The organism is Vibrio sp. D417a (assembly GCF_030248595.1).
Lineage (GTDB): Bacteria > Pseudomonadota > Gammaproteobacteria > Enterobacterales > Vibrionaceae > Vibrio > Vibrio alginolyticus.
In genome coordinates, this window is sequence record NZ_JAHGAM010000001.1 from 447,714 (window position 1) to 460,759 (window position 13,046).

A 13,046-nucleotide genomic window follows, 5' to 3' on the forward strand; every position below is an offset into this window, starting at 1 on the left:
AACATGTCTTTATACAATCCAGTTGTTTGGCAAGATGGAATGTTCATGAAGCCGCAGCATTTTCAACAACTCGATCGTTCGCAAAGTAAACTATCGAGCCTACTGAGTGCCAATGCATCGCCTTTGCATTGGGGAATTAAACGTTTAGAAATCAACTCTCAGTTACTAGCACTGGGTAAAATCGGTATTACTCGTGCTGAAGGTATTTTACAAGACCGGACACCATTTGAGCTTCCGTTGCTTGCTGAGCTGCCTGAAGTGAAAGATGTAGATCCTTCGATTGCCGATAAAGTCGTTTATTTGTGCTGTCCGTTACCATCGGAACGTTCTGAGTTATTTGGTACCAAAAAAGACGGTGCGCGCTATACGATGGAATCTCAAGAAGCGGTTGACGCTTGTTATGATTCGGAAGACATGGCAAATATCGTCGTCGGTAAGCTTAACTTTTGCTTAATGTACGATCATGAAGATAAGAGTGCTTACACGTCTATTCCGATCTTAAAGATCTCAGAAGTGAAGCCTGATGGCAGCGTGATCTTAGATGATAGTTTCATTCCTACCTGTATCGATATTCATGCGTCGACAGTACTGAGTAAATTTGCGACCGAGTTTGCTTCTATGTTGAAGCATCGCGCGGAATCGATAGTCCAGCGATTAGGGGTGGTGGATCAACAAGGCGTATCATCGGTTTCTGACTTTATGCTATTGCAAGCGCTCAACCGATACGAACCCTTATTTTGGCATTTCGCCAGCACAGAAGCTGTGCATCCTGAGTCTTTGTATCGAATTCTTCTTCAGGCAGAGGGTGAGCTTTCGACGCTGTGCTCAACGACACGCCGACCTATTGAGTTTACGAAGTACAATCATGGTGATCTTACTAGCTGTCTTTCTCGCGTCCTAGACAGTGCGAAAATGACATTGAGCGTGATGTCTGAGCAAAGAGCAATTCCACTGACCTTAAAAGATCAGAACTATGGCATCAGAACGGCAGCAATCCCTGACAATAAGATCATTGATACGACAACCTTTATCCTCGCAGTTAAAGCCGACGTGACCTTGGATGTCCTGCATACCCAGTTTGTCAGCCAAACGAAGATCGGTTCTATCGATAACATACGTGACTTGATTAACCTTCAACTGCCTGGGATTGAGATCAAACCAATGCCAGTTGTGCCACGCGCGCTGCCGTATCACGCTGGCTACACCTATTTCGAGCTCGATAAAACGGGCGAAGAGTGGATGGCATTGAAGAACACTGCTGCGATTGCGATTCACGTTGCGGGCGATTTCGCTAACTTATCATTGCAACTTTGGGCCGTTCGTCTATGAGTTACGCAGAAACCGACGTCACCGTAGTCTTATTCCAACCAGAGCCTGGCAAACCAATGGAGGTAATGCCAGCGCCTGACTTGTCGAGAAACATCGCAGTACAAGATCTATCTATCGATAACATGGGTATTAACCCGCTAGTGGACCAGTTCTCATGGTTGATCGCCAGTCTGTCTTGTATGTCTTCGATCCCTTGGCTTGATGACCCGATGCCATTTCGTGAACAAGTGGCACGTGAGATTCGAAAAGGTGAACGAAAACTTAATGAAATGGAGCTCGATCGTGCTTCGGTTCTTGTTATTCGTTACTGCTTGTGTGCGGCGATTGATGAATCTGTTTGTCGGCAAGAATGGGGAGCAAATAGTCACTGGAGCCAGAACAGCTTACTGTCTGAATTCCATAACGAAACATCTGGTGGTGACAAGTTTTTCGTTATTCTCGACCGCTTAAAAGCCGACCCTCGCAAATACCGTCACGTTATAGAGTTTCTCTATTTATTGCTTCAACTTGGTTTCCAAGGCAAGTACGGCCGTGAAGAGCGTGGTAACGAAAAGTTAGCGGAAATTGGCAGCACCATTTATCGATTAGTGCGAGATGACCGCCTAGCAGAACAAGAAAAAGTTTCTTTAATCAACCTTAAAGCTAAATATCTAAAGAAGCCGTTAAAAAGGGTAATTTCACCCAAGCTGATCTTAAGTCTTAGTGCGATGACGTTTGCGCTTATGTATGCGGCAACCTACATCGTCATAGACTTAAAATTTCAGCAACTGCTTGAAATGTATAGATAACCAGAGATCTAAAATGAGATCTTCTGCCAGTTTTAGGGCTTATTGTGAATATCACTGGTCTTTTAGTGAAATTCACTAGTTATTTAGAGAGATTGCAGTTTGCGATCTCTTTTATCATTCAATCAATAAAATTCAAATGGATTGGTTATGGGCGTAACAGTTGGTGCGAATGGACTTTCGATAGTTCATAAAGGCTCAGGTGGTGAAGCGAATGCAACGCTCCCAGATGTTTGTTTAACTAAGGTCGGCAAACCAGTCGTCCCTATCCCTTATGGCAACAATGCTAAATCAGCAGACCTTGCTGGTGGGACTACGACAGTCTCTATGGATGGCGGTAACAGTGTCGCTATCAAGGGCAGTACGTTCTCAAAAAGTACCGGCGATGCGGGCGGTGATAGAAAAGGCGTTGCCTCAGGCACGATAGAAGCCGAAGCAAAATTCATTTCAGCCTCACCAACGGTTAAATTTGAAGGTAAGGGCGTATGTCGTCTGTCCGATCAAATGACCATGAACAAAGCCAACACTATGTGTTTGGGTGGCGCACAAAACCCATCGGTTTCTGTGACTGAAGAGCAGGAAGGGACGTATACGCTGGATATAGAATGCAAATATCCAAATGGGCTCCCTTACTCTAATGCACAATTTTCTTTAGTCGAGCCTTCAGGTGCTGTCATTGGGAGTGGAGTGCTGGATTCTAGCGGAAAAGCATCTGTTAATGGTCTCGCTCTAAAAGAATGCAAGTTAGTGCTCAGCGAAACTCAAGACTCTTATACGCCGAACCAATCTTTAGCTGAAAATATTGTGACGGAAACTTACCCTGATCCGAATGATTTTTGTACGTTTGTCGCAGGTCGCCGCTCGCCATTTTGGGAAGATCGTGTTGGGGTTGCTAATGACTGGGGCATATTGATGTCCCCATCCTTCAGTGATGATGACTTTAAAGATATTGTGTTAGAGCAAAGCCGTATATCGTCTCCTTATGCGATTAGTCAAAATCACTCTAAAGATTTTTCTGATGCTTATGTTTCGGCACTTTATCACATCCAAACTGATACTACTGCGCTAGAGAAATATGAACCTTTAGTTGAACTGCTCTTGGAGCAAGTACACGAAAATGGCGATATATTGAGAGTCTTATATCAAGCTGATGTGTTTGAGCCTCCCTATGAATTATTAGCGAAGCTTCGCTTTTTAGGGACTGGGAATACTGTGAAGTATTTGCAGTTTGTTTTATGGACGTTGATAAATAATCAAATCTGTTCATACATCGATGAGCTAAACAGTGAAATCATCGGTCGTTTAGATTTCATACAAAGCCAAGCTTCTGCAAGATCGTTGAGTTCTGTTGAAGAGGGTATAAACGGTTATAAAAAAGCACTTAACCACTTCAAAAAAGCACTTCCTGACGTCATTAGCCAAATTTTCGAAACCAAAAATGACACCCTAATTTCTATATCGGCAATGGCCCTTGGGAGTACCGTTAACATAGCGAGCCAATCTAGCTTTGCTACTAATTTAGGTAGGGTTAATGCGGTGGTGTACACGAAGTCAAACAACTTGAACCGCCCATCATTTGTCACTTTTGACGATAACTTTTCTGACTAGGACATTTAAATCATGGATGCAGTTTTTCCGATAGCGCAACGAGAAGGTGACGCTTACTACACGCTCAGTGATTTTACGAAATTGTTTGATCAAGCTAAGAGCGGTCGTTATTTAATAGGACAAGGGTACGGTTGGCATAGTGGCATTCACTTAACATCAAAAATGTTACCGTGGGGGAAAGGGCTCAGACCTATTCAAGCGATGCTTGATGGAAAAATAGTGGCATTTCGCATAAATCCTGATTACCTAACATCAACGTACCAAGAGCAAGAGTTTAAGTATAGTAATAACTTTGTGCTTATCGAGCATGAGGCTGTAAACCCCGAAGATAATGAAGATGTATTTAAGTTCTATACACTTTATATGCACCTTGCGCCACCTTCAGATATTGGCGCCAATTCATCTATAACCACGCGTTACCGTTTACAAGAAGCGAGAAATGTACGCACTTTCAAACATAGTGATGTGCCTACTAATTCTGGTGAAAAAAAACAGTCGATGTCTAAAGGAACATTACTTGAATACCTGTATGCAGAAGAGAAGGAGACCCATCCATACCAGATCGACAAAAATACCTACAAAATGATAAAGTGCCGTGTGGTAGAGAATGGTAAATCGGCAAGTGGTAGCGAAAAAGCACTGTTAAACAAGATTGTTTGGTTTGCTTCGGGTCTCAATAGTGACTTTGACATTTTAGAAGATTCCTCTGCTGTCCTATCAGAACCAGTTTCAGAACCTAAATGGATGTCGGACAAGGCGGCAATGATTAGGGACGGTAGTGTGGTTTCTTTACTCCCACTCCTATTTAGAGAGGGGATAAAGGTTTCAGCTGGGGAAGATATCGGTTACATGGGACTGCATGAGTACAGTAACGATGCAATTGGAACTAAGAAAGAAGATAATCGTGTGCATATCGAGATGTTCTCTTTTGAGGAGCCGCCCGAATTTTTCAAAAAACAGATTTCTCCCAAAAATGCGGAAGAAAATCCACTTGTTGTTCTCGATGGGGCCGATAGTAGCGGTGCCGTTGATATGAGTAATTCGTTTATTCAGCAATTACTTGAATCTGTGACAGAAGATCAAGTAACGGACTTCTCCTCGTTCACTGCTCGCGATGCCAAAGTATACTTAGACGGTAAGCGTAAACACTTTGAGCGATTTATTGTGAAACATCCTACAGATTGGCATACAGAGTCGTCACAAAGTCTTTATGAATCAATCCATCAGACCGCAAAGGAAGCTCTAGATATTAAGTGCTCCGCTGGTTTTGTGACTATAGAGGACTACCGTAACTCCCCATGGCGCGATCAAGTGATGGATAGCTTTGATCTTTTCTCGCAATTCGAACTGGAAAGAGCAGATAAGTTCTCATGGATGCAAGATTTACAAGGTGATTTGCAACTAAGCGATGATAAGAGTCTTTGGCATTATTGGCCTTTTATTCCTCAAACTCAAGGTGCCTTTAAGTTTACTCTAGAAATGCTACAAGAGGTATACCCTGAAGTTAAAGACTCTAAGCGGGATGTCTTACAAGGTATTGTTAATGAACTAAATGATCACATGCTTTTTTATAAGCTAGATACGCCTTTACGTAGAACACACTTTTTTGCTCAGCTTATGCAAGAAACCGGTGAGAGCCTAAATATGGCTGAATATACCAATTATCGTATTTCTACGCTGGATACATCAGAATTTAATACTGCTAGGTCACGTCGATATCCTTTAGATCACCCTAAATATGCAGGTAAGCGCTATATTGATGTTCACGGTATCGCAGACAAGAAAAATGGTAAATTCGTTAAAAAAGATGGTACTTCTCCTACTCTTGATGACAAAAGGATATTGTTTAACGTTATGTATGGAGGCAGAAGCGAAATGAAGAATGGTGATTTTTTGACAACTGATGATGGGTGGATTTTTAGGGGGCGTGGATTAAAACAGCTTACCGGCAGAGACAATTATGAGCGTTTCAATAAATGGCATTTACAAAATCAATCAGAGTGGCCATTGGACGTCGTAGATTTTTTAAATACACCAGAGCTTATATTAGAGGCTAAATATGCGACTCGCTCTGCTGCTTGGTTTTGGCTAGATATTAAAGGTCCTGAGAGGGCAGATAAAGGAGCCAACGATAAAGTTGTGAATGAAATAACACGTAAGGTAAACCGTTATACTAGCAATAAATCTTACCGGAAGCGTAGAGAAAACTTCAAACTTTTATGGGAAAATAAGGTATTTAACTAATGATAAAAAATATTAAACTTCATGCTATGTCAAGCATTCTCATAATAAGCTTCCCAGTTTTAGCAGTACACCCACAGATAGACAAAAAACTAAGCGATACAACAGTCACTTTGTGTAAGAGCAACGAGGACATTTACTTTAATGCAAAGTTAGAGAACCGAAAATATGTTTCCTTGTGTGGGGCTGGGCATAGAAGTCCAAGTACTGGTTATGTAAAGTATCGATATGGGACAAGCGATAAAGTAGAATTAGAATACCCAGAAAGTGCAGAAACCCCAAAAGGTAAATTTTTAAGTTATCATATAAGACTTGGTAAGTTACAAGGTAGGAATATTTTTTTCTATTCAGGGGATTACAGATATAGTATCGGTTATTTAGCTGATAACTGTAGCTTGCATGTTTATAAAGGTAGTGAGCTTGTATTTAGCTCATCTTGCGAAGAGACTTCCGAGCTGAACACGTTTGGTGGAGGTCAATCATCAGGCTCGGTGATATTAGAAGAAGAACTAATCAAAAGATTTCCTGAACAATTTCAAGACCCAAATGAACCGGAGTTTCACTGAATTTACAATAGATGTGTTAGCTTATAACGATCCTCTGGTTCTTGCGCGTGACTCTTGAATGTTTGATGAGGGGGCTCCTTGTTCATTAGGAATATAAACATCATTAGCTTTTTATCGTCCTTGTCTCTTTCACTTTCTGTAAGTGCAAGCTGTGATCAAGAATCCACCGTATTCACATGTGATTTAGAAAATAAAGGTGGCAGTTTGAAAGCTTGCTTTAATCAAGCCGAGAATTCGATGTATTTTGTTGTTGACGAAAATGGGTTGAAAACAGTTTATACTCCAAGACAAGGGAAGAGTTTAGATAACTATAAATGGATAGATATTTCTTTTGAAGAACCTGAATTCATTCCTTTGAAGTTTGAAGTAAATGAAAACAAGAATGCGTATTTTTCATTGACTAGAGGTGGTGGGCGGTTGAGTGTCGTTGCTAACTCCGTTGACATGATTGAAGATGAAAATGCTGTTGAGTACTACTGTGAATTGGAAACTGAAACAGCTCTGGATCCCAACGTTAGATTAAAAATAAAACACGTAAAGCCTAATGAGTTTGAAGCTTGGGGTTAAATAGCAATAGATTCCGGTGAGAGCCTAAATAAAATTCATTGTAATAAAAAGTTAGCTTTTCTAGAAAATCTACTCGAGACGTTTGGATAAGAAATGTTCAGATAAAAAGCGCCGAAAGGCGCTTTTTATTTTCTTTAAAATAAAGTATGGTCTCCCTCCTTTTAAAATGGTAAGTGTTGAATAATTATACAGTGGTTAGGTAAATGAATAAAATAACTAAACTCGCTTTGGCTTTGTCCGTATTGACATCTATTGTTGGGTGTCAACTGGTGTCAAATACGCCGATGCAATCGACAGCAACGAAGGAAATAATTGAAAAAGCAAAGGCAGAGTTTGATGGACAACGTTTTTATAAGTTGAATGAATATGATGAAGAAATCAACGTTTCAGATGACGGGGTCATTACCTTCAAGTCTTACTTACCACGCAGCGGCGGCTATGAATGGGTACCAATTGTGATACGCGATACTAGTTTTCGTGTTTCTTGCGATTATTTCAGTGAATATGTTGAAGCTGGAATGGTTGTTCAGGTTCAGTTTGTAGGTAAACGCGGGCGCATTGAAAATTACGACAAGCAACGTTGTGAAGAGTTTGGCGAGCCAACATGGCAATAAGATCTATGGATAATTAAAGCGCCGACAGGCGCTTTTTATTTACGTTTTAGTTAACCGTTAGAAAAGATGTAGACCAATCTTCGGAAGATTAGGCAAGCAATGCGTAGTATCTGGTCACAAGTTGGTATGAACTTGCCTTTTAGAAAACGCTAATAAAATCGCTAAACAGCTACATGCTAATAGAACGACACCTAAGTTTTGTGCTGTTCCAGCCATCGCTAATCCCGTCCCGATCATGATGTAGTACATGAGCCCAAATAAAGCGCCTGCGCTACCTACCTGTTGTTTATAATCAACGAGTGCGTCACTGAGTATGTTGGGTATCGCAATCCCATAAGACATGACGACTAACACCATTGGAGCAACAAACCAGATTGATTGGCTCAGAATCAACACACCGACTGATCCCAAACTAAGCAATACTGCTGAGAGCCAAAGTAGTTGGCTTTTTCGAACATTTTTAGACACTAGGGATTTGTTTAAATAACTCCCAAGCAGAGTGCCTAACCCCAGTACCATGCCACTGTATCCAAATTGTTCGGAGTTATACCCAAGTGCTGAGAAAGTAAATGCGCCAAGCTGGTAATAAGAAAATAGAGCAATGTTGTACAAAGCAACCAATAATCCTGAGCGCCAAATTCGCGCGTCTCTTACCATTTCCCAGCTAAGTTGATGCAACCGTACTGGTGTCTGTTCCTTCTGTGTTTCAGGAAGCTTAATAACGTTATAAGCGAGCAATACTAACGCGATTAAAAACAAGGCAAAAAACACATAACGGTATCCACCAAGCGCTGTAAGCTGCCCACCTAATAGCATGCCAACTACCGGGCTGATTGATATACCCATCCCCATTAAGCTAAAGACTTTACTCAGTTCTTGACCGTCAAACGCGTCACGAAGCATGGTCTGTGTGACAACGGATCCTACCGCGATACCAAATGCGCTCAGGGCTCGCGCAGCCATGACAACAGCAAAGCTTTCGGTTAGAGTTGCGAGTAAAGATGCGCAACCATAGATAAAGAGCCCAATAAGCATGGTGGGCCTTCTTCCCAGTTTATCTGCGAGAACTCCCCAAACTACAACGCCAATGGCAAAAGCTAGGAAGTAAATCGACAATGTTTGGGCTGCTTGTGCGTGGTTTACATCAAATGATAGAGCGATTGAGCTCAACGCTGGGCTATAGATGGTTTCTACAATTTGCGGAAACATCAACATAACCAGCATGAGCCATAAAGAGGGCTTAGTATTCATATTGTTACCCATCGTTAATGAAGTTGGCGGGCAGTATAAATGAGGCTATGATTGATCTAATAACAACATAAAAACCAAATACATCAACATTCGGACAAAATGGCGCTTATTAACGAAAAAACACAATTTGATGCAGACAAAATTTCTAATTGTGTAGTGGGAATTGCTGCGGATATTGGCAAGCACGACTCAGGCATGCATCAGCACAAGAAAGGGCAGTTATTGTACGCACCTCAAGGTTGTATGAGTTTTGCTCTGGAAGACTCGATTTGTATTTTGCCACCGACAAAGGCGGTTTGGATCCCACCTAATACGCCGCATCGCGCACTAATGACGAATGTGGTAGCGTATCGATCTTTGTATTTTGATTGTGAGGAGTTTGCCTGTCCGAGTAAGATCACGATGATAGAAGTGAATAATTTACTCCAAGTTCTTATTGATAAAATGTCATTTTGGGAGTGGGCTAAGCCTAGCAGCGAGATGGTAAATACGACGGCGCTTTTTTGGGAGGAGTTTTATGCTGCGAAACGTTATTCGTTTCAGTTGCCTTTGCCATCGCATCGGCGCTTAACAACGTTTCGTCGAGAGTTGGTTGAACCTTCATTTCTAGCTCCTTCGCTTACTACTCTTGCAAGCAAAGTTGGGGCAAGCACCAAGACGGTAACACGATTATTTAAGTCGGAAACGGGCATGAATTATCAAGATTGGCGGCAACAGTGGAGGCTTTTAAAAGCAGTTGAATTGTTATCAACGGGAATGCCAGTCAGCGCAGTTGCCGATTGGCTGGAGTTTTCGTCAGACAGTGCTTTTATTGCATTTTTCAAAAAGCAAACTGGACAAACACCTCTGACGTTTATGAAAACCAAGCCTTAAGCGTCAAAATGCTCACACTCTTTCTAGAACAAACCCCAGGTTCACAGGCTCAGCCTATAAAGCATACATAGACAGGTACCAACGTGCAGGTTACTTGTCTTTACTCTGCAGTTTGCGAAAGTATTGCGTAGTAAAATCAACAAAGGCTCGGATGCGTTTTGGTTGATGTCGGTCGTGATGATAAAGGAGTGAAAATTCCACACTCGGAATGCTCCAATTGGTAAACACTTCTTTTAGCTTGCCTGTCTGGAGTTCTTGTTGACAATAAAGTGCTGGCACACGGATGATGCCATTTCCCGCCAAGGCTGCTTTTATCATTACTCTGCCACTCTTACATCGTAACTGTCCACGTATCTGGTGTTCCGTTGACTGCTTTGTATTCGTGTTCTCAAATGCCCACCGTGTCACACTACCTGTCAAACAAACGTGTTTTTCTAAGTCCTTTGGATGCGAAGGATAGCCATATGTTTCTAAATAGTTTGGGCTTGCGTATGTCCCCATTTCCACATCGATCAGTTTGCGAGCGATAAAGTTGGAGTCGTCTAACTTTCCCATTCGAAAAGCGATATCGAATTCATCCGCGATTAAATCGACACGATGGCTACTAAAATCTAAGTTAATGCTCACTTGTGGGTGTTGGATTAGAAATTGAGCAACGATATCTGCGACAACGTCTTCTCCTAAATAGCCCCCCACACAGTTGATACGAATGTCACCTCTTAAGTCTTCTACATCATCAACCACTGCCATAACAGCTTGATCAATATTGTGAAGGGCAGTTTCACACTGTTTATACAGAACCTTGCCTGCTTCGGTGAGGTTCAGTGTTCGAGTGGTCCTTTGTAGCAAAGTGACACCAATCTGTTGTTCCAGATTTGTTATTTGACGTGAAACGTGTGAGCGAGAAACGCCAAGTTGCTCTGCTGCTTTCGTGAAGTTTCCTAGTTGAGCGATTAGGACGAAAGAGCGAATATCCGCAAGGTTGATGTGTGTTTGCATGATGACTTCTTCATAATTCAAAAAAGTATTGTTGCAGTATAACAACAGTGTTTCAACTAGGTCGGTATATATCAACAAACAAAGTTTTCTTAAACTTACCGCCACTGATGTAAACCGTTCGATTAAGGATTCAAAATGAAAAAGTTAATTGTTATTACAGGCGCTAGTTCAGGCATTGGTGAAGCGATTGCACGTCACTTCAGTGACCAGGGCCATGCTCTTCTTTTGTTAGCAAGACGTGTAGAACGTTTGGAAGCATTAAACTTACCAAATACGCTTTGTGAAAAGGTAGATGTGACCGACAAAGCTTCTTTTGAGGCTGCAATTGAGAAAGCTGAAGCGTTGTATGGTCCGGTAGATGCACTTGTAAATAACGCAGGCGTTATGCTTCTAGGTCAGATAGATACTCAGGAAGCATCGGAGTGGAAGCGCATGTTTGATGTGAACGTAATTGGCTTGCTCAATGGCATGCAGTCCGTCCTAGCACCTATGAAAGCACGTAACAGTGGTACGATCATTAACATCAGCTCTATTGCGGGCAAGAAAACATTCCCTGATCATGCTGCTTATTGCGGTACCAAATTTGCGGTTCATGCTATTTCTGAAAACGTACGTGAAGAAGTTGCGTCATCGAATGTTCGCGTTACGACGATTGCACCTGGTGCAGTGGAAACGGAATTACTTTCACATACAACGTCTCAAGATATTAAAGATGGCTATGACGCTTGGAAGGTGGATATGGGCGGCGTGTTGGCAGCAGACGACATTGCACGAGCAGTGCTGTTTGCTTATCAGCAACCGCAAGGTGTATGTGTTCGTGAAATTGCTTTGGCACCGACAAAACAACAACCTTAACATTGAGTTACGGCGATTTTAGGTCACTAAAGCCGTAAAACTTTGCATATCGATTCGTGATTGAGATGGCATCTTTAAACTAAGTTGCGTGAAAATTTAGGCCATCCATTTAAATCCGGACACTAAGTGTGTTATTGCTTATATCCAAGTTACTCAAGGTGAGAAAAAACTTTGAGTAATTTGGGTTTTTATTTGGTCTCAATTTTAGGTAGCGGAATTTATTTAGGTCAGAAGGCGGCAGTTGTGATGAAAGGAGAGTGTGACGTAAAACCAAGTGAAGCAATACCCGTCTCTTAATGAGAATTGATTTCATCAACGTCACAAGCCGTTACAATTATCCGTTAGGTATTATACTTTGTGGGTGGTTAATATTTAACCAAACAAGGAGGTGTGTATGAAACGATTCGCAAACATACTTTTTGCAACACAAGGATTGCCAGGCCATAGTGACGCCCTCGAACAAGCGATGAGGATTGCATCTAGCAACAAAGTGCCTGTCTCAGGGCTAATAGCGTGTCCTGATTTCCCAACAGACATGATCCAGTATCAGCAAAGTTATGAGCAATCGCTGCAAGACTCCCTCAAACAAAGTATTCACGAATACAGACAGAAGCTGGGACTCTCTGAAGAGGATCTCGCATTTCCTCTTACTGTGAAAAGCAGTGAAAAGCCCGCTGTCTGTATTATTCAAGAAGCATTAGCTGATAACAAAGATCTCATCATCAAAGAAGCTGAACCGCTCGGTGAAGGTGCTGAGGGTTTCAAAGCTATTGATATGACTCTGTTACGAAAATGCCCTTGTCCGCTTTGGTTGCACCGACCAATTGATAAGCCAAGAGATAAGCGCCGTGTTGCTGTGGCTATCGACCCATTAACGGCAAGCGATGAACAGCACTCATTAGCCGTGCGTTTACTCGAATTATCGCGTTCGATAGCCGACACCTGCGATAGTCGTTTACACGTGATTTCTTGCTGGGAGTATTACTTAGAAAACTACCTTAATGGTAACGCTTGGATTCAAGTCGATGATGCTGAGTTGAAACATGAACTCAACAAAGCAAAAGCCGATCATAAACAAGCTCTGCAACAGCTGTTGGAGGAGTCTGGGATTACAGGTGAAATTGTGATTCACCACCTGCATGGAAAACCCGACGAAAAGATTCCAGATTACGTAGAGAGTATTGAGGTAGACGTGCTGGTAATGGGAACCTTAGCGAGAACTGGTATATCTGGCTATGTCATTGGTAATACGGCTGAAAATATTTTGCAATCGATTAACTGTAGTTTGGTCGCTCTTAAGCCCGATGGTTTTGTCTCACCGATTCAGTAATTGGGGTGTAACAAAGTTGGGTTTAAGT

The 13,046-nt window shown here is 41.9% G+C and carries 11 protein-coding genes and 1 pseudogene; 10 read left to right on the top strand and 2 right to left on the bottom strand.

The features are described 5' to 3' along the window. The first annotated feature begins 3 nt into the window (after positions 1-3). The 7 genes and pseudogenes from tssK to KI742_RS02025 all read left to right on the top strand — a co-directional run bounded on the left by tssK (position 4) and on the right by KI742_RS02025 (position 7,710). Positions 4-1,329 (top strand): type VI secretion system baseplate subunit TssK, encoded by a 1,326-nt coding sequence (gene tssK, locus KI742_RS01995; RefSeq protein WP_005373357.1) that lies wholly within the window; start codon positions 4-6, stop codon positions 1,327-1,329. Then, the gene (gene icmH, locus KI742_RS02000; protein ID WP_005373354.1) at positions 1,326-2,117 is read left to right on the top strand and encodes a type IVB secretion system protein IcmH/DotU; all 792 of its coding nucleotides are present in this window, start codon (positions 1,326-1,328) and stop codon (positions 2,115-2,117) included. Before tssK ends, icmH begins: the two co-directional genes overlap by 4 nt. 147 nt (positions 2,118-2,264) lie before the next feature. Continuing rightward, positions 2,265-2,712: pseudogene (locus tag KI742_RS23565) on the top strand (DUF4150 domain-containing protein); the annotation flags it as partial. A gap of 1,022 nt (positions 2,713-3,734) precedes the next feature. After that, complete coding sequence (locus KI742_RS02010) at positions 3,735-5,966, top strand: hypothetical protein (RefSeq protein ID WP_213867633.1); 2,232 nt, start codon at positions 3,735-3,737, stop codon at positions 5,964-5,966. Next, positions 5,966-6,529, top strand: a complete 564-nt coding sequence (locus tag KI742_RS02015; protein WP_213867634.1) for a hypothetical protein — start codon at positions 5,966-5,968, stop codon at positions 6,527-6,529. The genes KI742_RS02010 and KI742_RS02015 overlap by 1 nt, the downstream gene beginning before the upstream one ends. Before the next feature lie 78 nt (positions 6,530-6,607). Continuing rightward, a complete protein-coding gene (locus tag KI742_RS02020) occupies positions 6,608-7,096 on the top strand; it encodes a hypothetical protein (protein WP_225496057.1) in 489 nt (162 codons plus the stop codon). 203 nt (positions 7,097-7,299) lie between these two features. Continuing rightward, the gene (locus KI742_RS02025) at positions 7,300-7,710 is read left to right on the top strand and encodes a hypothetical protein (RefSeq protein ID WP_033906420.1); all 411 of its coding nucleotides are present in this window, start codon (positions 7,300-7,302) and stop codon (positions 7,708-7,710) included. Between the two features lie 114 nt (positions 7,711-7,824). On the opposite strand, the gene KI742_RS02030 is transcribed toward KI742_RS02025, so the two are convergent. Next, positions 7,825-8,961: a multidrug effflux MFS transporter gene (locus tag KI742_RS02030; protein ID WP_258670400.1), complete on the bottom strand. Its 1,137-nt coding sequence runs from the start codon at positions 8,959-8,961 to the stop codon at positions 7,825-7,827. Positions 8,962-9,060: 99 nt separating this feature from the next. Between KI742_RS02030 and KI742_RS02035 the strand changes: the two genes are divergently transcribed. Next, entirely contained in the window at positions 9,061-9,834 is a 774-nt protein-coding gene (locus tag KI742_RS02035; RefSeq protein WP_258483382.1) for a helix-turn-helix domain-containing protein, read from the top strand. Positions 9,835-9,924: 90 nt separating this feature from the next. Here the strand turns inward: KI742_RS02035 and KI742_RS02040 are convergent, their stop codons facing one another. Continuing rightward, entirely contained in the window at positions 9,925-10,833 is a 909-nt protein-coding gene (locus KI742_RS02040; RefSeq protein ID WP_005373334.1) for a LysR family transcriptional regulator, read from the bottom strand. 135 nt (positions 10,834-10,968) lie between these two features. On the opposite strand from KI742_RS02040, the gene KI742_RS02045 reads away from it, so the two are divergent. Next, positions 10,969-11,688: an SDR family oxidoreductase gene (locus KI742_RS02045; protein WP_053307575.1), complete on the top strand. Its 720-nt coding sequence runs from the start codon at positions 10,969-10,971 to the stop codon at positions 11,686-11,688. 394 nt (positions 11,689-12,082) lie between these two features. Further along, the gene (locus tag KI742_RS02050; protein WP_262642847.1) at positions 12,083-13,018 is read left to right on the top strand and encodes a universal stress protein; all 936 of its coding nucleotides are present in this window, start codon (positions 12,083-12,085) and stop codon (positions 13,016-13,018) included. Positions 13,019-13,046: the final 28 nt, after the last annotated feature.

Coding starts and splice junctions, on each gene's coding strand:
- tssK (WP_005373357.1), top strand. CDS start 4: ATGTCTTTATACAATCCAGTTGTTTGGCAAGATGGAATGTTCATGAAG.
- icmH (WP_005373354.1), top strand. CDS start 1,326: ATGAGTTACGCAGAAACCGACGTCACCGTAGTCTTATTCCAACCAGAG.
- KI742_RS02010 (WP_213867633.1), top strand. CDS start 3,735: ATGGATGCAGTTTTTCCGATAGCGCAACGAGAAGGTGACGCTTACTAC.
- KI742_RS02015 (WP_213867634.1), top strand. CDS start 5,966: ATGATAAAAAATATTAAACTTCATGCTATGTCAAGCATTCTCATAATA.
- KI742_RS02025 (WP_033906420.1), top strand. CDS start 7,300: ATGAATAAAATAACTAAACTCGCTTTGGCTTTGTCCGTATTGACATCT.
- KI742_RS02030 (WP_258670400.1), bottom strand. CDS start 8,961: ATGAATACTAAGCCCTCTTTATGGCTCATGCTGGTTATGTTGATGTTT.
- KI742_RS02035 (WP_258483382.1), top strand. CDS start 9,061: ATGGCGCTTATTAACGAAAAAACACAATTTGATGCAGACAAAATTTCT.
- KI742_RS02040 (WP_005373334.1), bottom strand. CDS start 10,833: ATGCAAACACACATCAACCTTGCGGATATTCGCTCTTTCGTCCTAATC.
- KI742_RS02045 (WP_053307575.1), top strand. CDS start 10,969: ATGAAAAAGTTAATTGTTATTACAGGCGCTAGTTCAGGCATTGGTGAA.
- KI742_RS02050 (WP_262642847.1), top strand. CDS start 12,083: ATGAAACGATTCGCAAACATACTTTTTGCAACACAAGGATTGCCAGGC.